Annotated in this window: 21 protein-coding genes; all 21 read right to left on the bottom strand. The window is 33.5% G+C overall.

Annotated elements, in window-relative coordinates; translation table 11 throughout:
- Positions 1 to 1,941 carry a polysaccharide biosynthesis protein gene (locus FA045_RS02750; protein WP_136874189.1) on the bottom strand — a complete coding sequence of 647 codons (1,941 nt, stop codon included), beginning with the start codon at positions 1,939 to 1,941 and terminating at the stop codon, positions 1 to 3.
- A 387-nt stretch (positions 1,942 to 2,328) separates the two neighbouring features.
- Positions 2,329 to 3,303, bottom strand: coding sequence for an MraY family glycosyltransferase (locus tag FA045_RS02745; protein ID WP_225871247.1), 975 nt, complete (start codon positions 3,301 to 3,303; stop codon positions 2,329 to 2,331).
- Between the two features lie 195 nt (positions 3,304 to 3,498).
- Complete coding sequence (locus FA045_RS02740) at positions 3,499 to 4,611, bottom strand: mannose-1-phosphate guanylyltransferase (RefSeq protein WP_225871246.1); 1,113 nt, start codon at positions 4,609 to 4,611, stop codon at positions 3,499 to 3,501.
- The gene (locus tag FA045_RS02735; RefSeq protein ID WP_136874187.1) at positions 4,598 to 5,530 is read right to left on the bottom strand and encodes a GDP-L-fucose synthase family protein; all 933 of its coding nucleotides are present in this window, start codon (positions 5,528 to 5,530) and stop codon (positions 4,598 to 4,600) included. The genes FA045_RS02740 and FA045_RS02735 overlap by 14 nt, the downstream gene beginning before the upstream one ends.
- A gap of 403 nt (positions 5,531 to 5,933) precedes the next feature.
- On the bottom strand, positions 5,934 to 7,061 hold the full coding sequence (gmd, locus tag FA045_RS02730) for a GDP-mannose 4,6-dehydratase (protein ID WP_136874185.1): 1,128 nt from the start codon (positions 7,059 to 7,061) through the stop codon (positions 5,934 to 5,936).
- Between the two features lie 5 nt (positions 7,062 to 7,066).
- Positions 7,067 to 7,960: an NAD-dependent epimerase/dehydratase family protein gene (locus FA045_RS02725; RefSeq protein ID WP_136874183.1), complete on the bottom strand. Its 894-nt coding sequence runs from the start codon at positions 7,958 to 7,960 to the stop codon at positions 7,067 to 7,069.
- Entirely contained in the window at positions 7,957 to 8,979 is a 1,023-nt protein-coding gene (locus FA045_RS02720) for a CgeB family protein (RefSeq protein ID WP_136874181.1), read from the bottom strand. Before FA045_RS02720 ends, FA045_RS02725 begins: the two co-directional genes overlap by 4 nt.
- A 1-nt stretch (position 8,980) precedes the next feature.
- Entirely contained in the window at positions 8,981 to 10,114 is a 1,134-nt protein-coding gene (locus FA045_RS02715) for an SDR family NAD(P)-dependent oxidoreductase (protein ID WP_136874179.1), read from the bottom strand.
- Positions 10,111 to 10,689, bottom strand: a complete 579-nt coding sequence (locus tag FA045_RS02710; protein ID WP_136874177.1) for a DapH/DapD/GlmU-related protein — start codon at positions 10,687 to 10,689, stop codon at positions 10,111 to 10,113. Before FA045_RS02710 ends, FA045_RS02715 begins: the two co-directional genes overlap by 4 nt.
- On the bottom strand, positions 10,686 to 11,462 hold the full coding sequence (locus FA045_RS02705; RefSeq protein WP_136874175.1) for a glycosyltransferase family 2 protein: 777 nt from the start codon (positions 11,460 to 11,462) through the stop codon (positions 10,686 to 10,688). The genes FA045_RS02710 and FA045_RS02705 overlap by 4 nt, the downstream gene beginning before the upstream one ends.
- A gap of 1 nt (position 11,463) precedes the next feature.
- A complete protein-coding gene (locus FA045_RS02700; protein ID WP_136874173.1) occupies positions 11,464 to 12,177 on the bottom strand; it encodes a glycosyltransferase in 714 nt (237 codons plus the stop codon).
- Positions 12,178 to 12,182: 5 nt separating this feature from the next.
- Positions 12,183 to 13,334: an O-antigen polymerase gene (locus FA045_RS02695; RefSeq protein ID WP_136874171.1), complete on the bottom strand. Its 1,152-nt coding sequence runs from the start codon at positions 13,332 to 13,334 to the stop codon at positions 12,183 to 12,185.
- 38 nt (positions 13,335 to 13,372) lie between these two features.
- A complete protein-coding gene (locus FA045_RS02690) occupies positions 13,373 to 14,275 on the bottom strand; it encodes a glycosyltransferase family 2 protein (protein ID WP_136874169.1) in 903 nt (300 codons plus the stop codon).
- A complete protein-coding gene (locus FA045_RS02685) occupies positions 14,268 to 15,605 on the bottom strand; it encodes an oligosaccharide flippase family protein (protein ID WP_136874167.1) in 1,338 nt (445 codons plus the stop codon). The genes FA045_RS02690 and FA045_RS02685 overlap by 8 nt, the downstream gene beginning before the upstream one ends.
- Positions 15,606 to 16,628, bottom strand: a complete 1,023-nt coding sequence (locus FA045_RS02680) for a GDP-mannose 4,6-dehydratase (RefSeq protein WP_136874165.1) — start codon at positions 16,626 to 16,628, stop codon at positions 15,606 to 15,608.
- A gap of 1 nt (position 16,629) precedes the next feature.
- Complete coding sequence (gene rfbH / locus FA045_RS02675) at positions 16,630 to 17,907, bottom strand: lipopolysaccharide biosynthesis protein RfbH (protein WP_136874163.1); 1,278 nt, start codon at positions 17,905 to 17,907, stop codon at positions 16,630 to 16,632.
- 6 nt (positions 17,908 to 17,913) lie between these two features.
- Positions 17,914 to 18,771 (bottom strand): NAD-dependent epimerase/dehydratase family protein, encoded by an 858-nt coding sequence (locus FA045_RS02670; protein WP_136874161.1) that lies wholly within the window; start codon positions 18,769 to 18,771, stop codon positions 17,914 to 17,916.
- A complete protein-coding gene (gene rfbG, locus FA045_RS02665) occupies positions 18,768 to 19,859 on the bottom strand; it encodes a CDP-glucose 4,6-dehydratase (protein ID WP_136874159.1) in 1,092 nt (363 codons plus the stop codon). Before rfbG ends, FA045_RS02670 begins: the two co-directional genes overlap by 4 nt.
- A 1-nt stretch (position 19,860) precedes the next feature.
- A complete protein-coding gene (gene rfbF, locus FA045_RS02660; protein WP_136874157.1) occupies positions 19,861 to 20,637 on the bottom strand; it encodes a glucose-1-phosphate cytidylyltransferase in 777 nt (258 codons plus the stop codon).
- Positions 20,638 to 20,639: 2 nt separating this feature from the next.
- Positions 20,640 to 21,671 (bottom strand): ferredoxin--NADP reductase, encoded by a 1,032-nt coding sequence (locus FA045_RS02655; protein WP_136874155.1) that lies wholly within the window; start codon positions 21,669 to 21,671, stop codon positions 20,640 to 20,642.
- Complete coding sequence (locus FA045_RS02650; RefSeq protein WP_136874153.1) at positions 21,671 to 22,774, bottom strand: GumC domain-containing protein; 1,104 nt, start codon at positions 22,772 to 22,774, stop codon at positions 21,671 to 21,673. Before FA045_RS02650 ends, FA045_RS02655 begins: the two co-directional genes overlap by 1 nt.
- Positions 22,775 to 22,830: the final 56 nt, after the last annotated feature.

The raw sequence follows: 22,830 nt of genomic DNA, 5'->3' as shown, positions 1-22,830 counted from the left end.
TTAATCTTTTGTGAGCTCATCTAATTCCTCAAATATGGAATTTTTAGATTTGTATTCTTTTACCAAGGCCTTCATGGCCATTACCACTTGGCGGTCATCATTTTGTTTGGCATGTTTAAGCAGCGTGTAAATTTGAGTTTCAATTTCCTCAAAGATGTAAGTTCTAACTTTACCAATCATGATTTTTTCATGATGGGTTGGCATGGTATTCTCATTGTCGTTCAACAATTCTTCAAATAGTTTTTCGCCAGGCCTTAATCCAGAGTAAGAAATTTTAATATCCTGATTAGGTTCTAAACCAGCTAAACGAATCATCTTTTTAGCTAATTCTACAATTTTCACTGACTTACCCATATCAAAGATAAAAATCTCACCACCATTACCCATGCACCCCGCTTCTAATACCAAACGACAAGCTTCTGGTATCGTCATAAAATAGCGGGTAATTTCAGGATGCGTTACCGTAACAGGGCCGCCCTTTTCTATTTGCTGTTTAAAACGAGGAATTACAGAACCATTAGAACCCAAAACATTCCCAAATCTTGTAGTGATGAATTTTGTGATGGGCTTTACATTTAAATCATTAATGTAGCTTAATCCATTGCTAAAAATAAAATTATTGGTGCTCAATGAATTATTTAACGACTGCACGTAAATTTCTGCAATACGCTTTGATGCGCCCATTACATTGGTAGGGTTTACCGCTTTATCGGTAGAGATCATCACAAATTTTTGGACACCATGTTTTACCGCCATGTCGGCAATGGTTTTGGTACCCATTACATTGGTTTTAATCGCCTCTGCTGGATTATCCTCCATTAAAGGAACATGTTTATACGCAGCAGCATGGTACACATAGTGAGGCTTGTAAGTTTCAAAAAGATAGTCCATCCTCACCTCGTCTCTTACATCACCTACGAAAGCATGAAAATTTGTAGTTTGATGAGTTTCCTCTAATTCGAGATAGATGTTATGTAATGCTGTTTCAGACTGATCACATAAAATGATCAATCCAGTCTCAAATTTCATCAATTGCCTAACAATTTCACTACCAATAGAGCCAGCAGCACCAGTAATTAAAATTCGTTTATCTTTTAGTTCACTTTGTATTCCATCAATATTAATCTGTATAGGCTTTCTATTCAATAAATCTTCAATATTGATATTTTGAATTTGGGCGGTACTAATTTTCCCTTTTGCCCAAACATCAGCAGGCGGAATATTCAGCACGGTTACCTCATTCTCCAAACACACATCTACAATCTCATTCTTCCGTTCTAAAGGAATGGTATAAGAGGCAAAAATAATCTCGTCTACCTCATGCTCCGTAATTAAGCTTTCTAACTTACTAGCTGCTAAAATTTTAATACCATCAATCGTTTTACCCACTTTCCTATCGTCATCATCAACAAAAGCAATAATGGTTTTATTTACCTTGGCATCATGATCAAAGGTTCTTTTGGTGGCTAAACCAGCTTCTCCTGCACCATAAATAATCACTTTCCTTTTATCAAGATGTAAGTTTTTGATGTACAAGAAAAAATATTTAATCATTACGCGATAGGTAATGAGCAACAAAAAGCTGGTTAGCCCATTAATGATGAGAATGGTATTCGAAATTAGTGGATTAATGCCTAAGGCAATTACGCCTAAATTCACAAAGAAAAAGATTCCATTGCTAATTAATACGGCAAATAAAATTCTAAAAGTATCTTGCGCAGAGGTATAGCGAATAATCCCTGCATAAGTTTTCACATTAAAGAAAACCACAATATTAATTAGCGTAAGAATGAGGATATTACGACTAAAATCAACAAAATCTAAGTTAGAAAAATCAAAGTTAAATTTTAAAAAATAACCAATTATCAGGGAAGCCAAACAAACGCCCAGATCTAAAAGGAAGATAATCCAACGAGGTACAATATTTATTTTTGTAAACAAAATACAATTTCTTAGGTAAATGTAAAGTTAAGATAATAATTTATATCCAACCAAAATTTTTAATAAGGTAAATGTTAACACAACATTTATACCAATTATTTGGTATGCATCAGAGTCGTCATTGCCAGCTTTCCGAAGTAAATTCGGAACACGCGACTGGCAATGGTAATGCTATGGGTGGGTAGATAAAATTCTCGGCCCAGCTACCGCAATAAGATCCCGATTGTATCGGGATGACGCGGAAGAATAGAGAGTCGTCATGCCCAGCTTCCCGAAGTAAATTCGGGACAAGCTTTCTGGGCATCCTAATGCTTGAGTAGGAAAGTGAAATTCTACAGCCCCGCTACCATATTAGAAACCTAATCTTCATCGGTATGAATCAGAAAATTAACCCTCTCCTTTTAACAATCGTTCCTTACCTTCTACCATAAACCTAATCCACAAAAATAAAATAGCGCTTACAAAAGTTAATAGCAGAGCAGCAAAAATAGAATCACTGACCACAAAAACAACCAAGGCATTAATTAAGAGTTGAACCAACATGTATAATCCAGATACCACCAAATGATTCCATTTCAAATGATTGGCCAAATATTGGTAAAAATGACTTCTATGTGCCTCAAAAATATTTTCCTTTCTAATTTTTCTAAAAAATACAGTTGTTGCCGTGTCCAACCCATAAAACAGCAGCAATAAGATATAGGCAAAATTCTCCGTTTTTAAAATCAACTGACCTAGCAAAAATATAAGGATAAAAGCAATACTTACACTTCCCACATCCCCAGCAAAACACTTGGCCTTTTTCCTGAAATTAAAAAAATTGAAGACCAATAAAGCCAAACCTACAATGAGCAATAAATCATTTGAAGTTAATTCAATAACTTGATTATTAATGTAAAACAAACAACCAATGGTAATTAGACTATATCCCCCTGTTATGCCATTGATTCCATCCATAAAGTTATAGGCATTGATGGTTCCTATAACAAAAACAGCAGCAAAAATCAACCAATACCAGTTTAAGCCAAATAATTCCCATTGATAAAAAAGCAATAAAACCGATAATAAATGTACTGCTAGCCTAACTTTATTGTTTAAGGTTAGAATATCATCCAAAAAGCTGACGGTTCCAATAGCTACCAATCCAAAGATGAAAAAGGAGTATTGAAATCCGCTATAGCAGTAGAAAATTAAACCAGCAATGATAAATATAATGCCACCCCCACGTAAAGTAATCGCAGTATGTGAACTTCGGGCATTGGGTTTATCAATAATATTGAAATGATCAGCTATTTTGAAATACAGCAGCTCTAGGGCAAAAAGAGAAATTAATATAAACGAGATAGGTAGCAGTGACATCATAGATCAATAAAAATCCAAAGATAGGGAAATAATTAAATTAGCGCTGTGTAAGGAAGCATCGTTCTTTTCCCTCACCCGTCATCTCGAACGAGTTTTTCACGAGGAGAGATCTGTTATATCATTAACTAATGCTGGTGGTATCATAATTTTAATAAATCCTGCTATCGTTGATTTGCAATCGCAAACAAAATCCTTCTACTGATAATCTACTCCAAAATCAGCTACCATTTTACCCGCCACCGCTTTAATCTCCTGTTCATCAGATTTTGGATAGATCAACAATACTTTCCCATCATCTACCACAATATAATCAGACAAACCTTTAATCACAGCAGCTTTACCTGCTGGTAACTGAATCAAGCAGTCATTTGTATTTTGGAGATGGATGTGTTGGCAACTACTAGCATTTCCATCCTCGTCTTTATCTACCACGTGGTGTAAAGATGCCCAAGTACCTAAATCAGACCAGCCAATATCAGCTGGGATGGTGTAAACATTGTCTGCCTTTTCTAATATAGCGTAATCAATAGAGATATTTTGTGAAGAAGGATAATTTGAGTTGATAAAATCAGTTTCCTTTTCCGTATTGTAGTATGAAATTCCCTTTTCAAATAAATCAGAAATTTCTGGCACATACTTTTGAAAGGCCTTAATAATCGAATTAGCAGACCAGATGAAAATACCAGCATTCCATACATAATCGCTACTCACTACATATTTTTGCGCATTTTCGAGAGATGGTTTCTCCATAAAAGCTGTCACTTTTTTAACCTCACTATCCTCGCTATTCTTTTCTAGATATTTGATACTTCCATCTTGATACTTAATATACCCATAACCTGTATCTGGTCTGGTTGGAGTAATCCCTAACGTTAACAAAGCATCATGTTGACTACTAAATGTGAGCGCTTCATTGATCTTTGCCAAAAACACCTCCTCCTTTAATATCAAGTGATCTGATGGTGCAACCACAATATTTGCAGCTGGATTAATCTTCGCAATTTTATAACTTGCATAAGCAATACAAGGCGCAGTATTATTTCTGCTAGGTTCTAATAAAATATTACTTGTTAAAATGTCTGGCAACTGCTCTTTTACCAGATCCGCATAACTTTCATTGGTTAAAATATAAATCTGTTCATTAGGGCAAATTTGTAGAAACCGTTCGTAGGTGAGTTGTAAAAGCGATTTACCTAAACCTAAAATATCAATAAATTGTTTAGGGAAATGGTTGCGGCTTTTTGGCCAAAAGCGAGAGCCAACGCCCCCTGCCATAATTAGAATATGCGTGTTGTTAGTTCCAGTCATTATTTTTTACTTCATCGAAAACTTTGCTAATTCCTTCTTCCAAAGTAGTTTTAGCCTTCCAACCCAAAGCATTCAATTTGTCTACATTCATTAATTTTCTGGGTGTACCATCTGGCTTGCTCATATCTGTTAAAATATCACCCTCAAAACCAACTATTTTTTTAACCAATTTCGCTAAATCTAAAATAGAAATATCATCTCCTACACCAATATTTACTAAGCCAGCTTCATTGTAAGTTTGCATTAGAAATATACAAGCTGCCGCCAAATCATCTGCATGTAAAAACTCCCGCTTTGGTGTACCCGTTCCCCAAATCGTTACACTAGGTTCTCCTTTTTGCTTAGCTACAATAAACTTACGCAACATGGCTGGCAATACATGAGAATTGTTTAAATCATAATTGTCATTAGGCCCATACAAATTGGTCGGCATTACCGAAATAAAATTACAGCCGTATTGCGCACGGTAGGCATCACACATTTTAATGCCTGCAATTTTTGCAATGGCATAAGGCTCATTGGTTTCTTCTAACAATCCTGTTAGCAAATATTCTTCTTTTAAGGGTTGTGGTGCTAACTTTGGATAGATACAAGATGAACCTAAAAACATCAATTTACTGACCTGATTTAAGTAGGCCTGATGGATCACATTATTCTGAATCATCAAGTTCTCGTAAATAAAATCAGCACGATAAGTATTGTTGGCTACAATGCCCCCTACTTTAGCAGCAGCCAGAAAAACATAAGCTGGTTTTTCTTTCGCAAAAAAATCAGCCACGGCTATTGTATCTCTCAAATCCAATTCGGCAGAGGTTCTGGTGATGATATTATTAAAACCAGCTGCTTGTAAATTTCTTAAAATTGCAGATCCTACCATCCCTCGGTGCCCTGCAATATATATTTTATCCGTTTTATTCATTTTCTATTCTAATCATTGGAAGGATTAATTTTAGCTTGCTTTGTCATCTAGATCCGCCGCCGCGGAGAAGGATTTCTATCAACGAATTCAATAATGAAACTCCCTACCTGCGGTAGGCGGGCTCGCAATGTCATTAAGTTAACAAGAAATAAAAAATAATTGTCATCCTGAGCGAAGTCGAAGGACAAATTATTTTTTATTTACAACCATTGAAAAGTCTTCGACTACCTGCCTACCGCAGGCAGGCGCTCAGACTGACAGCGTTTGCACTTAACTTAATCGCATTTGTCAGGCTAATACCTAGGAATGACAAACCTACGTAAACTTGTCATCCAAACGTGTGCCGATTTACATCGCTAGTGCAACGAAAGACCCCTACCAAACAAACCTTGCCTACTATTTATTACTCAAATTGGTTTTTAACACTGTAACCAGCGGCTTTTAGCATCAATTCCTTTTTAAAATGATCCACATCAGCCGCCATCATGTCTTCCACTAGGCCTGCTAAATCATACTTTGGTTTCCAGCCCAATTGCGTTTTCGATTTGGTTGGATCACCTATTAACAAATCAACTTCTGTAGGCCTGAAATAAGTTGCATCAACAGCTACTACTTCTCTTCCTATTTCTAATTGATAAGCAGGATTAGCACAAGAAACTACATAAGCTTTCTCTTCTACCCCTTCTCCCTTAAATGCTAACTCAATACCTACATGTTTGAATGACAATTTAACAAAATCTCTTACCGTAGTGGTTACGCCTGTCGCAATCACATAATCTTCAGGTACATCTTGTTGTAAAATCAACCACATCGCCTCTACGTAATCTTTAGCATGGCCCCAATCGCGTAGGGCATTTAGGTTACCCAAAAACAATTTATCTTGTAAACCTAAAGCAATTTTAGCTGTTGCTCTGGTTATTTTACGCGTCACAAAGGTTTCACCTCTTAGCGGACTTTCGTGGTTAAACAAAATCCCATTACATGCAAACATGTGATACGCTTCACGGTAATTTTTTGTGATCCAAAACCCATAAATCTTTGCCACTCCATAAGGTGAACGAGGGTAAAACGGTGAATTCTCATCATAAAAACCTCTTTCGTTTTTATTTTCGGGCATTCCCCCATACAATTCGGAAGTTGAAGCCTGATAAATTCTTGTTTTCTTTTCCATCCCTAAGATCCTTACCGCTTCCAAAATCCTCAAAGTTCCAATCCCATCTACATTGGCTACATATTCTGGCGAATCAAAAGATACTTTTACATGGCTCATGGCACCCAAATTGTATATTTCATCTGGTTGTACTTCTTGCACAATACGAATTAGATTGGTAGAATCTGTTAAATCACCATAGTGTAATTTAAACTTGATATTGCTCTCATGTGGATCTTGGTATAAATGGTCAATCCTGTCTGTATTAAATAAAGAACTACGGCGTTTGATACCATGAACTTCATATCCCTTTTTTAATAATAAATCTGCGAGGTAGGCGCCGTCTTGACCTGTTATGCCTGTGATTAATGCTATTTTCATTTTTATTACTTTATCTTAAATTCTTCAAGAACAGAATTTGGTTTCCAATTTAATATTTTTCTAGCTTTTGAATCATCAAAAGTTAAATCTGATGTTATTTTTACTACTTTATTTTGGTTAATTGGCGATTTATTACCTAATAAGTTGCCAGCTTTACCTAACACATTAGCAAGCCAATAAGGCATGTTTTTGATCCTCGCTTTACCCAATTGTTTTCCCATTAATTGGGCAAGTTTGCCAAATGAGGGATGGTAACCGTCAGTTAGGTTATAAGTACCACCAATTTTGGCTAACTCAGGGATTATTTTCGCTACATCACTAGTCAATACCATGCTTTTTTTTGCTTTACCACCTGCAATGTTGAAATAATAACCTTTCTGTATGCCTTTGATCATTGCTCCTAAATTGCCCGGAGGATTTTTACCCACTAATAATGGCAATCTCAAAATACTACAAATAATGTTATGTTTTGCACACCACTCTTTTACCAGTTGCTCTGCTTGTATCTTACTCACCCCATAAGCATCTGTAGCATTAAGTGGATAACCTTCATTAATTAGCGTACCCGTTTCACAACCATATACCGCAACCGTACTGATCAATACAAAGGATTGAGGTAGGATTGGCGTCGCTTCCAAACCTTTGAGCAAATTGGCTGTTCCATTTACGTTAACATCAAAAAAAGCTTGTTTTTCTACTTCTGTTTTTGGTACTGAATGCGCTTTACCAGCACAATGAATAACCAAATCTACTTGTGGAAGTTTAGGTGTTCCATCAACTAAATCAGCAATAATGTTTGCATTTTTTCTGGAAAGGGATATTACATCTGCATGATTTGACAGCACATCTAAAATTACAGAACCTAAAAATCCGGAAGAACCTGTTAAGAGTATTTTCATGATTTAAATTCCCAAATAGAAGTTTCTTGTACAAATAATTCTTTTAACCAACCAGTTAAAGACATTGCAAAATAAATGTCTTTTTCAATGCTGTTAAATTCACCGTTAAAAAACTCAATGTTCAATTGAGGATTTTTTCTATCAATAATAAATATGTTTTTAGGGTCATAAAATGGATACCTTTGCACATCCGGATTGGTTGTAATCAATTTCCTACCAGCACCTAGCGTTTCAAAAGTTCGCATTGTTAGCCCGTTTTGACCAGGATGATTGATATCCAATATCGCTTTTGATTTTTGATATAATGTTATAATTTCAGTGTGAGTTAAACTATCAAAAGAGATTTTTTTTCTATCAAACATTAAAAAATTTTTATCAGCTATTTTTTTTATATTAAAAAGGATTTTGCTTGGTGAAAAATAAAAATTAAACATATTAAGACCAACATTTTTACACCAACTCGCAATGTTTTGTGAGATATAATAACGATCTGAATGCGCTGTACCTATAAAGGAAAGGTCATATTGATAATCTGTTGTATTTTCATTGATATTTGCATATTCGTTTGCAAAAAAAAGTGGACGAAAACCTAAGTTGTAAATTCTAGCATCAAGGTGATCGAATGTAAATTTTCTATCGAAAAACCTCAAGTTCTCTAAACCATTTGGATTATTTTTAAAAGAATCATATGTATAATAAACAAACTGAATCTTCGGATGATTTTTTTTTAAATGTTCAAGAAAAAATACTGGTGTAGCTTCTCCTTTAATTAACAAAAAATAATCATATTGCTTATTCTTAATTTTGTTTAAGATCTTTAAAAAATGCTGATCAATTCTACGTTGATACAAGCTTTTCTTTAGCCTAATGATTGCTTTGCTATAAAAAGAATTAGATGGTCTCTCATCAAAAAGATCCACAGTTGCTCCCAATCTGATCAGCTCTTTACTTATGATGTGTTCATAATTAAAAAACTGAACAGAAATGATTAAAATATTTTTCCCTTGGAAAAAATTCATCTTATTTATATAATCCTTTTGCTTTCATCTCTTCGATAGATTGAGCATATTTATCTTCTTGAACCTCTTGCGTATTTACCCAATCAGTAAATTTTTTAAGCCCTTGCTCAAAACTGAACTTAGGTTCAAAACCTAACTTACTTTTGATCTTGTTTAAGTCTGCGTAGTTATGACGGATATCGCCTAAACGATAATTGCCACTAATTGTTATAGGAACATCTATCCCATAATTTTTAATCAAGCCTTCTGCAACCGCAATAACGTCTGTAGGAACTCCTGTGCCGACGTTAAAAACTTCATTGTTTGCTTCTTCTTTTTCTATCCCCAATATGGTTGCATCTACAACATCATCTATAAAAACAAAATCTCGGGTTTCTTTTCCATCTTCAAAAATGTTGATGCCATTCCCATTTTTAATTTGTGTTGAAAAAATAGACAATATACCTGTGTATGGATTTTTTAAAGACTGGCCAGGTCCATATACATTTTGATATCGAAAAGCAACTGGTGCTATGCCTAAAGTGGGGCAAACGGTCATGATCATTTGTTCTTGATTTTGTTTAGTTATTCCATAAACAGATGATGGGTGTATTTTTGAGTCTTCATCAGTAGCTACCAGCTTTAATTTGCTTGAATTTGAATCCTTAACTTCAAAATCACCCTTATCCATGAATTCGGCAGTACGATGTTTTGGATATACATTTTGCCCATTTTCATTGATGTATTTTCCCTCCCCATAAATAGACCTAGAAGATGCAATAACTACTTTTTTTATTTGGTGTTGCTCATTGGCCAACAAATCAAGCATAATGGCTGTTCCATTTACATTTACATCAACATACTTTTGTATTTCGTACATAGATTGACCTGTTCCAGTTTCAGCAGCATAATGCACAATCACATCCTGCCCATTTATGGCATCTTGCCAATCTGACTTAGACGTAACTGTCCCTTTAAAAAACTTAACTTTATCTTTGATACTTAAATAAAGTGGTGAAGTACGCTCAGCATCTTCTCCATGAATTTGAGGAGATAGATTATCTAAAACAGTTACTTGATGACCATTTTTGATCAATTTTAAGGCTAGGTTACTACCAATGAAGCCTGCGCCGCCAGTTATAAGTATATTTTTCATATATTTTCTTTGTAAGACCCGTCAGGATTTGTTCGTCTCCAAACTTTCCGTTCAAGGTCGTATTTCTTAATAATTTTTGCTGGAACCCCGGCTATTACACAGTAATCACTAAACTTGCCCCTTACTACTGAGTTAGCACCTACAATGCATTGATTACCTAGTATTGTACCTGCTTGAATACAAGCTCCAATTCCAATATAACAGTTATCGCCAATTTGTGTATCCTTAATTACATAATTTTGTTTTAAAATGTGCACTCCTATTTCCTCATAATCATGATCAATGTTAGTAATAAAAACATTAGCTAATATAGTCGAGGCCTTACCAATAATTAAATTTGCTCCTGAAGTTATGTGTACATTCTGAGCAATAGCAACATCATCAGAAATTGTGATTTTAGCATTTTCCCCATGAGCCTCTAATCGAACATGTGGAAAAATTCGGACATTTTTACCAACATAAATTTTTTTTATTCCGAAAATGATAATTGGCTTACCAAGATATGATATCATGTCAAATCTACCGAAGAAAGGTTTATAAAATAAAGCCCTAATTATCCAAATAATTTTAATCATAATCTGATAATTCTCATAATATATTTTAAAGTTGAAAAGACCTTGAAAAAACAAAATTCACCAAAATTGATATATTTTAGATCATACATTTCATCGATATTTTTTTGAGCACCTGTTTCCATTCCTTTAATATTAGCTGATAATCCGCTGTGTCCAATCGATGGTTTACCGCCACCTGTAATTACAAGAGACTTTACTAAAATAATCATTTGGTATTTTTTAGCAATTTTCATCCAGTAATTTGCATCTTCTGAATAACTTTGTTGCTCATCAAAAAAACCTACATCTTCTATAATTGATTTTCTAAAAACTGCTGTAGAAGTATGGCCAGCCACTCTAAATAAAAGTTTTTTTAAAGTTATAATCGCGAAATCATTATTTATAACATTATACGGAAATTTAATTAGCTCATTATTTCTGCAGGCAGCTACAAAATCGAACCTATCAAAATATTTAGTTTGAAATTCTAATTTATTAGGTAACCATTCATCATCACTGTCAAGTAACGCTATTAATTCTCCTTTGCTTTTAGCAAGCCCATTGTTTCTAGCGGATGAAACACCTCCATTTAGGGTATTTATAATTTGGATTTCAATGTCGTTCTCACTCCTACTATTCTTAAAATCATTTAAAATTTCTAGTGTAGAATCTGTAGAACCATCATTTATAACTATAATTTCGATATTCCTATACGTTTGATTATACACTGAATTTAATGCTGTTATAATCGTATCCTGGGCATTGTATGCTGGTATAATTACTGACACTTTCATATTACACTTTATTCTTTGAAAAAAGTAAAAGTTTTGAAATCCTAAAAATAAACAACAAAATCTGAAGTAATATTTTATTATTATATGATACTTGTAATTTGAATAAATCGCATATGTAAGCTAAAGAATTTACAGAACTAAAACCATCCTGAGAGTACTCTCCGAATATTGATTCTGAGTAATAAATATTTGTTGAATTTCTCTCAATATCCATTACTAATTTTTTATCGGCAACTATCGGGTACATTCTTGAATACATTCCTACAACTTTATGAATATCAGTTCTTATTACGGTTCCTACACTATGAGAAGCATTTACTGGCGATAACCATTTTTTTGTAACAAATGGAAAAATAGTTTTGTTCTTTGAAAATACACATCCAAGAATTAAATCATATTTTTTTTTACTGAGAATCGCATTTATTTTTGAGACAAAATCAAGAGAAAATGTATCATCACAACCAGCTATACAATAATATTCAGTTTCTAATTTAGCTACTGCAATATTCATTGCATGGTAAATTGAAAAATCTTCTTGAGAATATATCCTGAAATTAAATGTGGCATTTTCCTTAATTAAGTTTATCGAATTATCCGTAGACAAACTATCAATGACCAACCATTGAAAATTTGTAGACGTTTGATTGTTTAAAGAAAAAATTAAGTTTAAAATATCTTTTTCTCCATTTTTAATCGCTGTAACTATCGTTATCATTTATATTATTTATTTTTTAATCTATTGGCTAGAATTACAGATAATATTATTCCAAAAAAACTACTTACAGTCATAAATGCATCAAAGAAAACGCTTAAAAAAATACACGTGAATATTATTGCATAAGCCACCAGATAGCCAATATTTAAAGTTTTAGCTTTAAAATAATAATATGTACCAGCTGTTTGTAAAATAATACCGCCAAAAATCCCGCCAACTACTCCAAAAGAAGTTACATAACCAGCATAAAAAGAAGCAACATTTAAACTAGCATCAGTTATAAGTGGAGATGCCTTGTCACTCGAAGTAAAAAACTGTTTGAGAAAGCCAGGAACTAAATTATAGAAAATATCTATAAATGTGTATGATGGCTGAAATGTCCCAATTGTCAATAAAATATTATTAAAATTAGCTGTTATATAGATATAAATCCATGTGAAGCCACTTGGTAGGTTATTTAATGGATTACCAGGATTATCTGTAATTAAAGGAGCAAAAGGGTTTGCATATTCACCTCTAATATCTCCTATAACACCAAAAATCAATATTAATATGATAGAAAAAATTGCAATATTCCTGATTTGATTAAAGCTTATTTTTTTATCGTATATATAAATATAAAATATTTGAAGTATTGTGTAAATCAACAAGCCTCTAGCAAGCATTAGAAATGGCAATAAGATTAATATTGCTATTTTAATTTTCCAATTTTTGAATTTGTGAAATTTCAGAAGATAAACAAACACTGTAAATGTAAATAAGTATAATGTATATTGAAACCCCCTTATAGAGGGAATACCTAAATTTAAATAGCTTTTTGCAGAACCGGTAAACAACCATATCAATGGAACACCACCAGAGTATATTATATCTAGTGCTGTCAAAAACAAAAACAAGTAGAAAGACCTATTCGCAAATTTTAGAGAAATTTTATATTGAAGTGCACTTGGCGATTGATTAATAACTCTTTTCTTGTAAAAAATAAAATAGAAAACTAAATATATTATTAAACCAGTAACTATGTTGATATAAATAATTTGAAATCCAGGTGAATCTAACCTACTTATATTCTTAGTTAATTGTAAGTTAATTAGATATATAACAAATAACCACATCGCTGTGAACACAAAAAACGGATTTAGTATTCTATTCCACATTTATATAAATTTAACACAAAATTTCAAAGTTGTATAATTTAAATCTGAACCTTTTTTAGTAAGTAATATTTTATTTTAGTAAATAAATTCACTTTTACATTAATGTACTTCACCATAATTTTATACGTCATACTATCTCTTAGGTTTCTAAAATATATTTTTGCTCCAAAATCTGGTATTAATTTACGATATTCATTATTTATAAAATACCATTTAGCATATTCGTAATAAATATCTAAAGAATTTGATAAGGTTAATGATTCACTATGTGATCTAAAATATGATAAAAATTGAGGGACAACCTTAATATATTTATATTTGTTTGCAGTAATAATAAATAGAAGTAAGTCATTTCCGGCTCCATACCTTTTAAATACTAAACTTTCTGGATTTGGCACCTCTTCTAAAAATGAAGACTTAATATCTTTTGTTCTAAACAATGCACAACCTGGAGATACGGGAAATACTACCTTGTTGTATATTAGAATATTTTTTAGATATTCATCTTTATCATATACTGTTCTTTGTTGGTAATTTGATTCAAAAATAACGTTTTCAATGTTTCCATTAAAATGCTTTATTGCCGACATCACAAAAGCACAATCATCAGTAAAAAGTTTTAATGTTTCCTCAATGAAATTTTCAGTAATCAAATCATCAGACCAGAGAATTTTTACAAAATCACCTGAAACATGATCAATACAATTTTTCCAATTTAGTACTGGACCTAAATTTTCGCTATTTTGAAGGATTTTAATTCTATTATCTGCTAGCGCTAAGTCTTTAATGATAGCTAAAGTATTGTCAGTACTACAATTATCTGAGACGATGATTTCTATATTCTTATACGTTTGATTAATTGCACAGTTTATAGTTTCAGTTATAATATTTTCTCTATTATAAACAGGTATTACTATCGACACTAATACATCTTTATTCATTATTGTGTTTTTTAAAGAAGTTATACGTTTCTATCGGACCAAATACTGAAAATATGGAGAGACTAATACACATAGACAAAACTACTCCAGGTAATCCAAAATCAAAATATTTAACAAACAGAATTGCTAATGGTACATTTATTAGTGCGCCGATGATTGAAGTTCTAACCTGCATTTTAACTACACTCACACCGTTTAAGAAGAAAGAGTAGATGTTATTCCAGATAGATAGCAAAATGAATAATGAAAATGACAAGATTAAGCCAAAACTTGGTGAGATACGTGTATCTTTTGGAAGCCAAAAATCTAAAATGGGTTGATAAATAAACAACATAACGAACAAGCCTATCGCAATCAGAATCATTAATTTATTTAGTTTTTTAATTATCCCTTTCATCCATATGTAATCGTTTTTTTCTTTTGCCTCTGTAAATGCTGACCAAAGTGGGGATATGATGATGCCGAAACCAAGTGTAAAAATAGAAAATAGCTTAAATACAACGTTATACAAAGAAACACTCTGAGTACCTAATAACTGTAAAATGATAAAATTGTCTACTGTAAATATCAATAACACTGCAATTTGAATTACAAAAAAGCTACCCCCTAAATTTAGTATCTCCTTAATTTTTTCTTTTGAATAAAAACGATAATGCGGCGTTACATGCTGATTTTGATAAAAAAAAATTAAAGAGACAATGATATTGCTTACAATTAAGCAAATGCTATAAAGGGATATTATTTTAATGAGACCACTTAAAAAATAAGATTTAAAAATTACTAAGAGAATCACAAACAAAGCATTGGTAATTATTGTGCCAATGTTGGTAAGCGAACTTTTTTGATAAGCATTAAGTATTGAATTGATTAAAGAAAGTACAAAAGAAACAACAATACCACCAATAAATATAATCATCATAAAATGATAATCTTCACGGGTCAGTAACCTACTATTAAATATATCTTGCCAGCTAACAAAATATGATGCTATGATAAATGTGCCAAAAATAACAATTGCAATAAAAGCCAAAATTATGTAGGCAGTAGAAACATAACTTCTAGCTAAATTGGTATCATTTTTTGCTAAGGCTATTGTAAGTTTATTTCTAAGCCCATTACCCACACCTATATCACACAATGATATCCAAGATATTATTGATAATAAAACAATCCATATACCATACAAATCTTTACCTAAATATCCTAATGTTATTCTGATGACATAGAAACTTAAAATAATAGAGATTCCTCTTAGCAATAATGTTAAGTAAATTTGAATTTTAATATTATTGTTTCTTTGCTTACTATCAATGTTAGGCAAACTATACATTTATTTTATTGTTTGTACCCAATTGATCATTTTTTTCAGGCCATCTTCAGAATTAATTTTTGGCGTCCAATTAAATACTTCGTTTGCCTTGGCAATATCAGCAACATAAACTTTTTGATCACTTTGCCTAACAGGAAGTCTGTCAAAATTCATCGAAATATTTAAGTGATTTTCTAAAAACTGAAAAAGTTCTAATAACGACAAACTATTATCCATACCTCCCCCTATATTAAATGCTTTACCTTTAGTAGCATTTATATTGTCTACAGCCGAGAAATAACAGTCGATCAAATCATTTGCAAAAAGAACATCTCTAACTTGCTTGCCTGTACCTGAAATGGTAAAATTGCCTGTGCTTACGCCCGATTTGATATCAATTGCCTGTTTTACAAACCATCCAATCCAGCCTTGATCGGCTGTTGCGAACTGTCTTCCTCCAAATATTGAAGAATGTCTAAAAACGATGGTATTAAGATCAAACATTTTTGCATAATCAAGCATATATTGATCAGTTGTTCCCTTAGAACATCCATAAGGAGATTGAAAGTTTAGCGGAACCAATTCGTCAAAACCCTTATCATAGCCCACAGCTTTAAAACGTGTATCCGTTTCTTCGTACTCCATCCATTCCAAGTCGCCATAAACTTTATTGGTTGATGAGTAGGTTAGAATAGCGTTTGGCGCATATCTTCTTACTGCTTCCAATATGTTGTGACCTCCTAGTACATTTACCTCAAAATCAAACCTAGGGTTCTCAACAGAGGTTGTCATAGCCACTTGGCCGGCAAGGTGAAATACTACATCCGGCTTAGATTCTTTTACAGCATATTCAACATCGTTGTAAGACCTGATATCGGAATGAAAAAACTTGAATTTCCCTAGAGATTTAAGCCATTCCAAATTCTGCTCCGTTCCTGTTCTGTAGAGATTATCAAATACAAATAACTCATCACCCTTTTTTAAAATTTCTGCAGCTAAATTGGATCCTAAAAATCCACATCCACCTGTAATTAAATATCTCATCTTATGAATTTATATAGTCTCTAATAACTTTTGCAATATAATCATAGTGTTCTTCATCCAAACCTGGCCAAACACCCAACCAAAAAGATTGGTTCATAATAATATCGGTATTGGTTAAATCGCAAACAACACGATGTGCTACATCTGTATAAGCTGGCTGTCTTAATAAATTACCAGCAAACAATAAACGTGTGCCAATTTTTTTCTCCTCTAAATGCTGAACTAGCATATGTCGATCATTTGAGTCACCCTCTCTTAACGTCATTAAAAAGCCGAACCATGAAGGATCTGTATTGGGAGTTGCTTCTGGGAGAATAAAGATATCCTCAAACTCTTTCATACGGTTGTACAATAAAGCAAAATTCTCTCTTCGTTTGGCGATGAAACGGTCAATTTTTTTCATTTGCGACACCCCTAAAGCTGCTTGCATATCTGTAACCTTTAAGTTAAAGCCCACATGTGAATAGGTATATTTATGGTCATAGCCATATGGTAAAGAACCCAATTGTTGGCCAAAGCGACAACCGCAGGTATTGTCTTTACCCGGCTCGCAATAACAATCTCTACCCCAATCTCTGAAACTTTCTGCTAGTTTAGCTAATTCTGGATTGTTGATAATTACCGCTCCACCTTCACCCATGGTGATATGATGTGCTGGATAAAATGAAAAGGTAGAGATGTCGCCAAAAGTGCCTGTTTTTTTACCTTTATAAGTAGCGCCTAATGAATCGCAATCGTCTTCAATTACCCACAAATTATATTTTTTAGCTACACGCATTACTTCATCTAAATCGAAAGGATTGCCTAAAGAGTGTGCAATCATGATGGCTTTCGTTTTTGACGAAACTGCTGCTTCAATCATTTCTGGCTTCACATTATGTGTTGCAATGTCTACATCAATAAATACAGGGATAGCTCCTGCCTGTACAATCGGATTAACTGTGGTAGGGAAACCGGCAGCTACCGTAATCACTTCATCTCCTGGTTTAATTGCTCTATCTCCTAATTTTGGTGATGTTAATGTATAAAATGCCACTAAATTAGCTGAGGAGCCAGAGTTAACTAAAAGGCACTTAGCTGCTCCAAAATATTTTGCAAATTCAGATTCAAACTCATTGGCAAATCTACCTGCGGTTAACCAACCATCAGCAACAGACTCCATGCAAAGCAATAAGTCATCTTCTTCTATAATTTTACCAGTTACAGGTATGTAATCTTGGCCTGGAATTGCCCTTTTAAAAGTTTTTAATGCAACTTCTTTATTATTTATCTTTATCATCGTATTTTATTTTTGTATGGTTTTCAAAATACCTTCTTCAAAAGAATATTCTGGGCTCCACCCTAAGTTTTTTAAATAAGTTATATCAGCACAAGATTTTTCTATTTCGTTTGGTCTCATTGGTATGGCGCCAAAATTTAAATTAACATCTTTTCGATTTACCAATTCTCTAATTTTAATTATAATCTTTCTTAATTGAATGGCATTACCAGATCCAATTTGAATTGTTTGAAGACCGCTAAAGTTGTTAATTTTCCTAACAATCAATAAGTATGCCTTTACCACATCATCAATAAATATAAAATCTCTTAAAGAGGTAGCCTCTGTAAAATCAATCTCCGTTTTACCTGATTGAAGTTCTTTTAAAACGAAGGTGATGAACTTAGATTCATCATCGTTTGGACCAAAAAAATATTCCAATTGTAAATTTATCACATTTATCTTGGATGAGCTTTCCTCTAACCATTCTAAAAATTGTTTTTTAGATCTAGCATACCAATTTAAGGTTTTCGGCAAAGCTGTATCGGTATTGATGAAATATTTAACATCATTCTTTATTGCTGCAGTTAATAAGTCAATTGGGAATGTTAAATTAGCATCTATTACGTGCTTTAGCGTTTCATCTTTACGACCATAAGATGCAGCCGTATGTATGACAATATCTATATTATTGTCTCTAAAAATTTCATCAAAAGTCTGTGAACCTATATAATAAACTTTTATTGGTTGCGTATAATTTCGTAAAAAAATCATATCGGAGCTTTTCCTTACCAAAAGAACCAACTCATGATTTGCATCTACAAAGCCTTGGATAAGATTTTTCCCAAGATATCCACTCGCTCCAGTTAAAAGAATTTTACTCATAAAGCCCAACTTAATTTTTTCTGGCGTCCTTTAGTTGTATATTCGTTGATTTGCGCTATCCTACTTTGGTAAACATTTTTTTCTAACTTCAAATCATTTAAATAACCTTTTAATGTAAACTCAACCGTTTCATTAAAGGACAATACTGGTTTCCATTTTAAAAAGTTTACAGCTTTTGAAATGTCTAACTTTAAGAGCACAGCTTCATGTAATTTTACCGCGTTTTCTGGAATATGATAACCTCCCCTGCTATCCAAGACTAATATTTCATCAATCAATTCCTTCACAGAATAATTCGCCATGTCTTCTGGGCCAAAATTCCATCCACCGCTAAACTCTTTTCCTTTTAAGTATAATTCTGCACCTAAGTTCAGGTAACCACTCAAAGGCTCTAAAACATGCTGCCAGGGTCTGGTAGCATGCGGGTTTCTGATTTCTAATTTTTCATTTTTCTGATAGGCTCTAAAATAATCTGGAATGATCCTATCTAAAGCCCAATCACCCCCACCGATCACATTACCCGCTCTTGCTGAGGCAATGTTGCAAGTACCTTCTTTTTTAAAAAATGATTCAAGATAAGAAGCTGTAATTAACTCTGAACAGCCTTTAGATGCACTATAAGGATCTTTACCTCCCATAGGATCATTTTCACGGTAGCCCCATACCCATTCTCTATTGTCGTAACACTTATCAGTAGTTACATTCACCGCAGCTTTAACTGAAGGTGTAGCCCTTACGGCTTCCCAGAAGTTTACCGTTCCCATTAAATTGGTATCAAAGGTACCAACAGGGTCTTGATAAGATAACAACACCAAAGGTTGTGCTGCCAAATGAAATGCAAAATCTGGTTGCACTTCTTGAAAATAATTTTTCAACTTTACACGATCACGTACATCGCCTTCTTGATGATTGATTATTTCGCTTAACCCACAGGTTACAAAGTTGTCCATGTTAGACGTAGGTGGCAAGGCATAACCATAAACCTCCGCACCCAATTCTTTCAACCAAATGGCTAGCCAAGAGCCTTTAAAACCAGTATGACCAGTAACTAATACTTTCTTTCCTCGATATATATTAAAAAAACTCATCTTACCAAATTTTCCATTTTGCTTCACCACTGCTCCATAAGGCTTCTAATTCTATGCGATCTCTTAAGGCATCCATCGGTTTCCAAAAGCCTGTATGCTTAAACGCTGCCAATTGACCATCATTGGCAATTTCTTTGAGCGGCTTATTCTCCCATTGTACATTTTCTACATCACCAGCCAGATAATCAAAAATACCTGCATCCAACACAAAAAAACCACCATTGATCCACATGCCATCACCTTGTGGTTTTTCTACAAAATGCTTCACTCCACCTTGCTCATCCATTTCAATGTTGCCAAATCTGCCTGGGGTTTGGATACTGGTTAAGGTAGCCATTTTATCATGACTGTGGTGGAAATCAACCAATGCTTTTATATCAATGTCGGCAACCCCATCACCATAAGTCAACATGAAAGTTTCTCCCTCCACATACTTTTGTATTTTTTTGATCCTTCCTGCGGTATTGGTGGTTAAGCCAGTATCAATTAGTGTAACCTTAAAGGATTCAGAATTAGAAAAATGAACATCCACTGCATTTTTACCTACATCTATGGAAACATCAGAATTATAGAGGTAGTAGTTTAAAAAATATTCTTTAATCATCTGTGCCTTGTAGCCTAAACACAATACAAAATCATTGTAGCCATAAGCTTCATAAATTTTCATAATGTGCCATAAAATTGGCTTTCCACCAATTTCAACCATCGGTTTTGGTCGTGCTTCCGTTTCTTCCATTAAACGGGTTCCTAATCCACCTGCCAATATCACTACTTTCATATTTAATCGATTTCTATATATACATCTTCTGATAAAGGATGTGTACAGCAGACTAGGTATTCGTCCGTCAATAAATCATCCCTATCATTAATTAATCCAATCATTTGGGCCTTGCCCTGTATTAATTTCCCTTTGCAGGTACTACAACTACCTGTTTGACAAGAGTATGGTAATTCAATTCCAGCATCTAAAGCACTCTCTAAAATACTTTTTCCTTTGGTTACTTCCAAATCATATTCTCTTTGCTCAAATTTTATTTTGATGGTTTGGGTGTGGATCGATTCGAAGTCTTTTGGATCTTTCATCAACTCAAAATCTTCTGCATAAATATTGAAAGCAGGGACTTGATTTAAGGCTAAAGCTGCCTTTACAGATTCTTTTAAACCAGCAGGCCCACAAATAAAATGTTTAGATTCGTTTTCACAATTCAATTGCGCTAAAATTTGAGCTGCTTTTTCTTGATCAATCCTACCTTCAATTAAATCTGGTATGTCATGATTGATCTGCATCCGGGTATGAAAATGTTTAACTACAAACTGATTCTTATACTTCAGTTGCAATTCTTGTATTTGATCAAAGAAGATAGTCTCCATATGGTTTCTATTGCCGTAGATCAGATTAACTTTACAAGTTGGATTGGTTGCTATAATTTGTTTGGCCAAAGAAATCAACGGGGTAATGCCACTACCCACTCCCCATAAAAAAATTTGAGTTGATGGGGTTTCGCATACAAAATCTCCCATGGGCTGCATCACTTCAATGCTGTCATCTATTTTAATCACATCATGGATATGATTGGAAACTATTCCATTTGCTACTCTTTTAATGGTGATTTCTAACAATGAGTCTGTAGCAGGAGCGGAGGAAAATGAATAGGGCCTAATGTATCGGCGTCCATTTATTCGGAAAATTAAAGTTAAATATTGCCCGGCCTGATATTTAATTTTGCGTAATCCTGGTTGTTTGAAACACAAAGTAATCGTATCCGCGGTTTCTTTTCTAATGGCAATAACTTTTAGCGTAAAAGTATTCATTAGGCCATGATATTTTTAAAGACTTTATTAATTAAAAGAAAGATAATAGCAAAAAATCCAATTAATAGACTTCCGATGAGAATTCCTTTAACTTTAGTAAACTTTTCTGAGGACAAAGGGTAAACTGGTTGATCAATAATCTCAAGTAATGGAGTTTCTTTCATCAACGCCAGTTTTGACATTTCTAAATTTTGAACTAAGGTACCAAGGATCGCTTTATTAGTCTCAGCAGAAAACTGTGCTCTTTGGACTGGAGCAACCCTTTGTACTTGCCTTGTAGGATTCAAATTCGGTGTTGCATCAGCAACAGCAGCAGCCGAATATATTGCACCATTCATTACAGTTCTAACAGAATCTACTTTATGTTGCATAATTTGTACATTTTGCATTGATTTTTTGGTTTTAGTTTGCAGGTAAAAATCATTTACGTTTTTTACTATTGCATCATTAAAACATTTCGAAAATTTTTCGTCACGAGACTTAACATCAACTTGTACTTTACTCAATTTTTTATCTGGCTTCTGAACAGTCAAATAATTTTTATTGATATCTTCAACTGCTTTGGATATAATACTGTCACGTAACCTTGAGCGTTTTGGGTCAATGCTTTTATTTGAAGAATTTGATTCTGAAATTTTGAAATCTATATTTAACAGTTCAGGATTCTTTGCCCAACTTTTCCTAAAATTATTTATTTCTATATATTTTTCCATAAGAGATTGACTTGAAGAACTTTCTACTTTCGTAAATAGAGTTTTTTCGATCATCTTTCTAGATTTATATAAATCAAAAATATTATCCCCTTGGAATATTCCACCTCCACCACCACCTAAATCTAGACCTGCCATCGAGGCTAATCCGCCTAAGCTTCCTACACCTCCACTTTGTTCTTCTTCTAAAACAAAAGTTGTGGTAGCTATGTAGACAGCTTTTTTTGAATGGGCATATATAAAACCTAAAACGCCACCAACAATGGCGCAGATTAAAATGATCATCCATTTAGATAAAAGATATCTCCACCATTCTCTTATTTTAAGGATGAGATCTTTTAATGAAATCTCCTCGTCTTGGGTGTTTATATTTTGCTGACTTTCTGTTGTCATGTTTTAAATTAGTATGTATTATTTAGAAATGTCAATTAACATAGCATCATTAATCA

Source organism: Pedobacter cryotolerans (assembly GCF_005116475.1).
Lineage (GTDB): Bacteria > Bacteroidota > Bacteroidia > Sphingobacteriales > Sphingobacteriaceae > Pedobacter > Pedobacter cryotolerans.
Note: the sequence above shows the minus strand (reverse complement) of the source record. Positions and strands in the feature narration are given on the sequence as shown.

What these genes read in the sequence shown, in the direction of transcription:
- FA045_RS02745 (WP_225871247.1), bottom strand. Translation starts at nt 3,303, where the DNA reads ATGATGTCACTGCTACCTATCTCGTTTATATTAATTTCTCTTTTTGCC.
- FA045_RS02740 (WP_225871246.1), bottom strand. Translation starts at nt 4,611, where the DNA reads ATGACTGGAACTAACAACACGCATATTCTAATTATGGCAGGGGGCGTT.
- FA045_RS02735 (WP_136874187.1), bottom strand. Translation starts at nt 5,530, where the DNA reads ATGAATAAAACGGATAAAATATATATTGCAGGGCACCGAGGGATGGTA.
- gmd (WP_136874185.1), bottom strand. Translation starts at nt 7,061, where the DNA reads ATGAAAATAGCATTAATCACAGGCATAACAGGTCAAGACGGCGCCTAC.
- FA045_RS02725 (WP_136874183.1), bottom strand. Translation starts at nt 7,960, where the DNA reads ATGAAAATACTCTTAACAGGTTCTTCCGGATTTTTAGGTTCTGTAATT.
- FA045_RS02720 (WP_136874181.1), bottom strand. Translation starts at nt 8,979, where the DNA reads ATGAATTTTTTCCAAGGGAAAAATATTTTAATCATTTCTGTTCAGTTT.
- FA045_RS02715 (WP_136874179.1), bottom strand. Translation starts at nt 10,114, where the DNA reads ATGAAAAATATACTTATAACTGGCGGCGCAGGCTTCATTGGTAGTAAC.
- FA045_RS02710 (WP_136874177.1), bottom strand. Translation starts at nt 10,689, where the DNA reads ATGATTAAAATTATTTGGATAATTAGGGCTTTATTTTATAAACCTTTC.
- FA045_RS02705 (WP_136874175.1), bottom strand. Translation starts at nt 11,462, where the DNA reads ATGAAAGTGTCAGTAATTATACCAGCATACAATGCCCAGGATACGATT.
- FA045_RS02700 (WP_136874173.1), bottom strand. Translation starts at nt 12,177, where the DNA reads ATGATAACGATAGTTACAGCGATTAAAAATGGAGAAAAAGATATTTTA.
- FA045_RS02695 (WP_136874171.1), bottom strand. Translation starts at nt 13,334, where the DNA reads ATGTGGAATAGAATACTAAATCCGTTTTTTGTGTTCACAGCGATGTGG.
- FA045_RS02690 (WP_136874169.1), bottom strand. Translation starts at nt 14,275, where the DNA reads ATGAATAAAGATGTATTAGTGTCGATAGTAATACCTGTTTATAATAGA.
- FA045_RS02685 (WP_136874167.1), bottom strand. Translation starts at nt 15,605, where the DNA reads ATGTATAGTTTGCCTAACATTGATAGTAAGCAAAGAAACAATAATATT.
- FA045_RS02680 (WP_136874165.1), bottom strand. Translation starts at nt 16,628, where the DNA reads ATGAGATATTTAATTACAGGTGGATGTGGATTTTTAGGATCCAATTTA.
- rfbH (WP_136874163.1), bottom strand. Translation starts at nt 17,907, where the DNA reads ATGATAAAGATAAATAATAAAGAAGTTGCATTAAAAACTTTTAAAAGG.
- FA045_RS02670 (WP_136874161.1), bottom strand. Translation starts at nt 18,771, where the DNA reads ATGAGTAAAATTCTTTTAACTGGAGCGAGTGGATATCTTGGGAAAAAT.
- rfbG (WP_136874159.1), bottom strand. Translation starts at nt 19,859, where the DNA reads ATGAGTTTTTTTAATATATATCGAGGAAAGAAAGTATTAGTTACTGGT.
- rfbF (WP_136874157.1), bottom strand. Translation starts at nt 20,637, where the DNA reads ATGAAAGTAGTGATATTGGCAGGTGGATTAGGAACCCGTTTAATGGAA.
- FA045_RS02655 (WP_136874155.1), bottom strand. Translation starts at nt 21,671, where the DNA reads ATGAATACTTTTACGCTAAAAGTTATTGCCATTAGAAAAGAAACCGCG.
- FA045_RS02650 (WP_136874153.1), bottom strand. Translation starts at nt 22,774, where the DNA reads ATGACAACAGAAAGTCAGCAAAATATAAACACCCAAGACGAGGAGATT.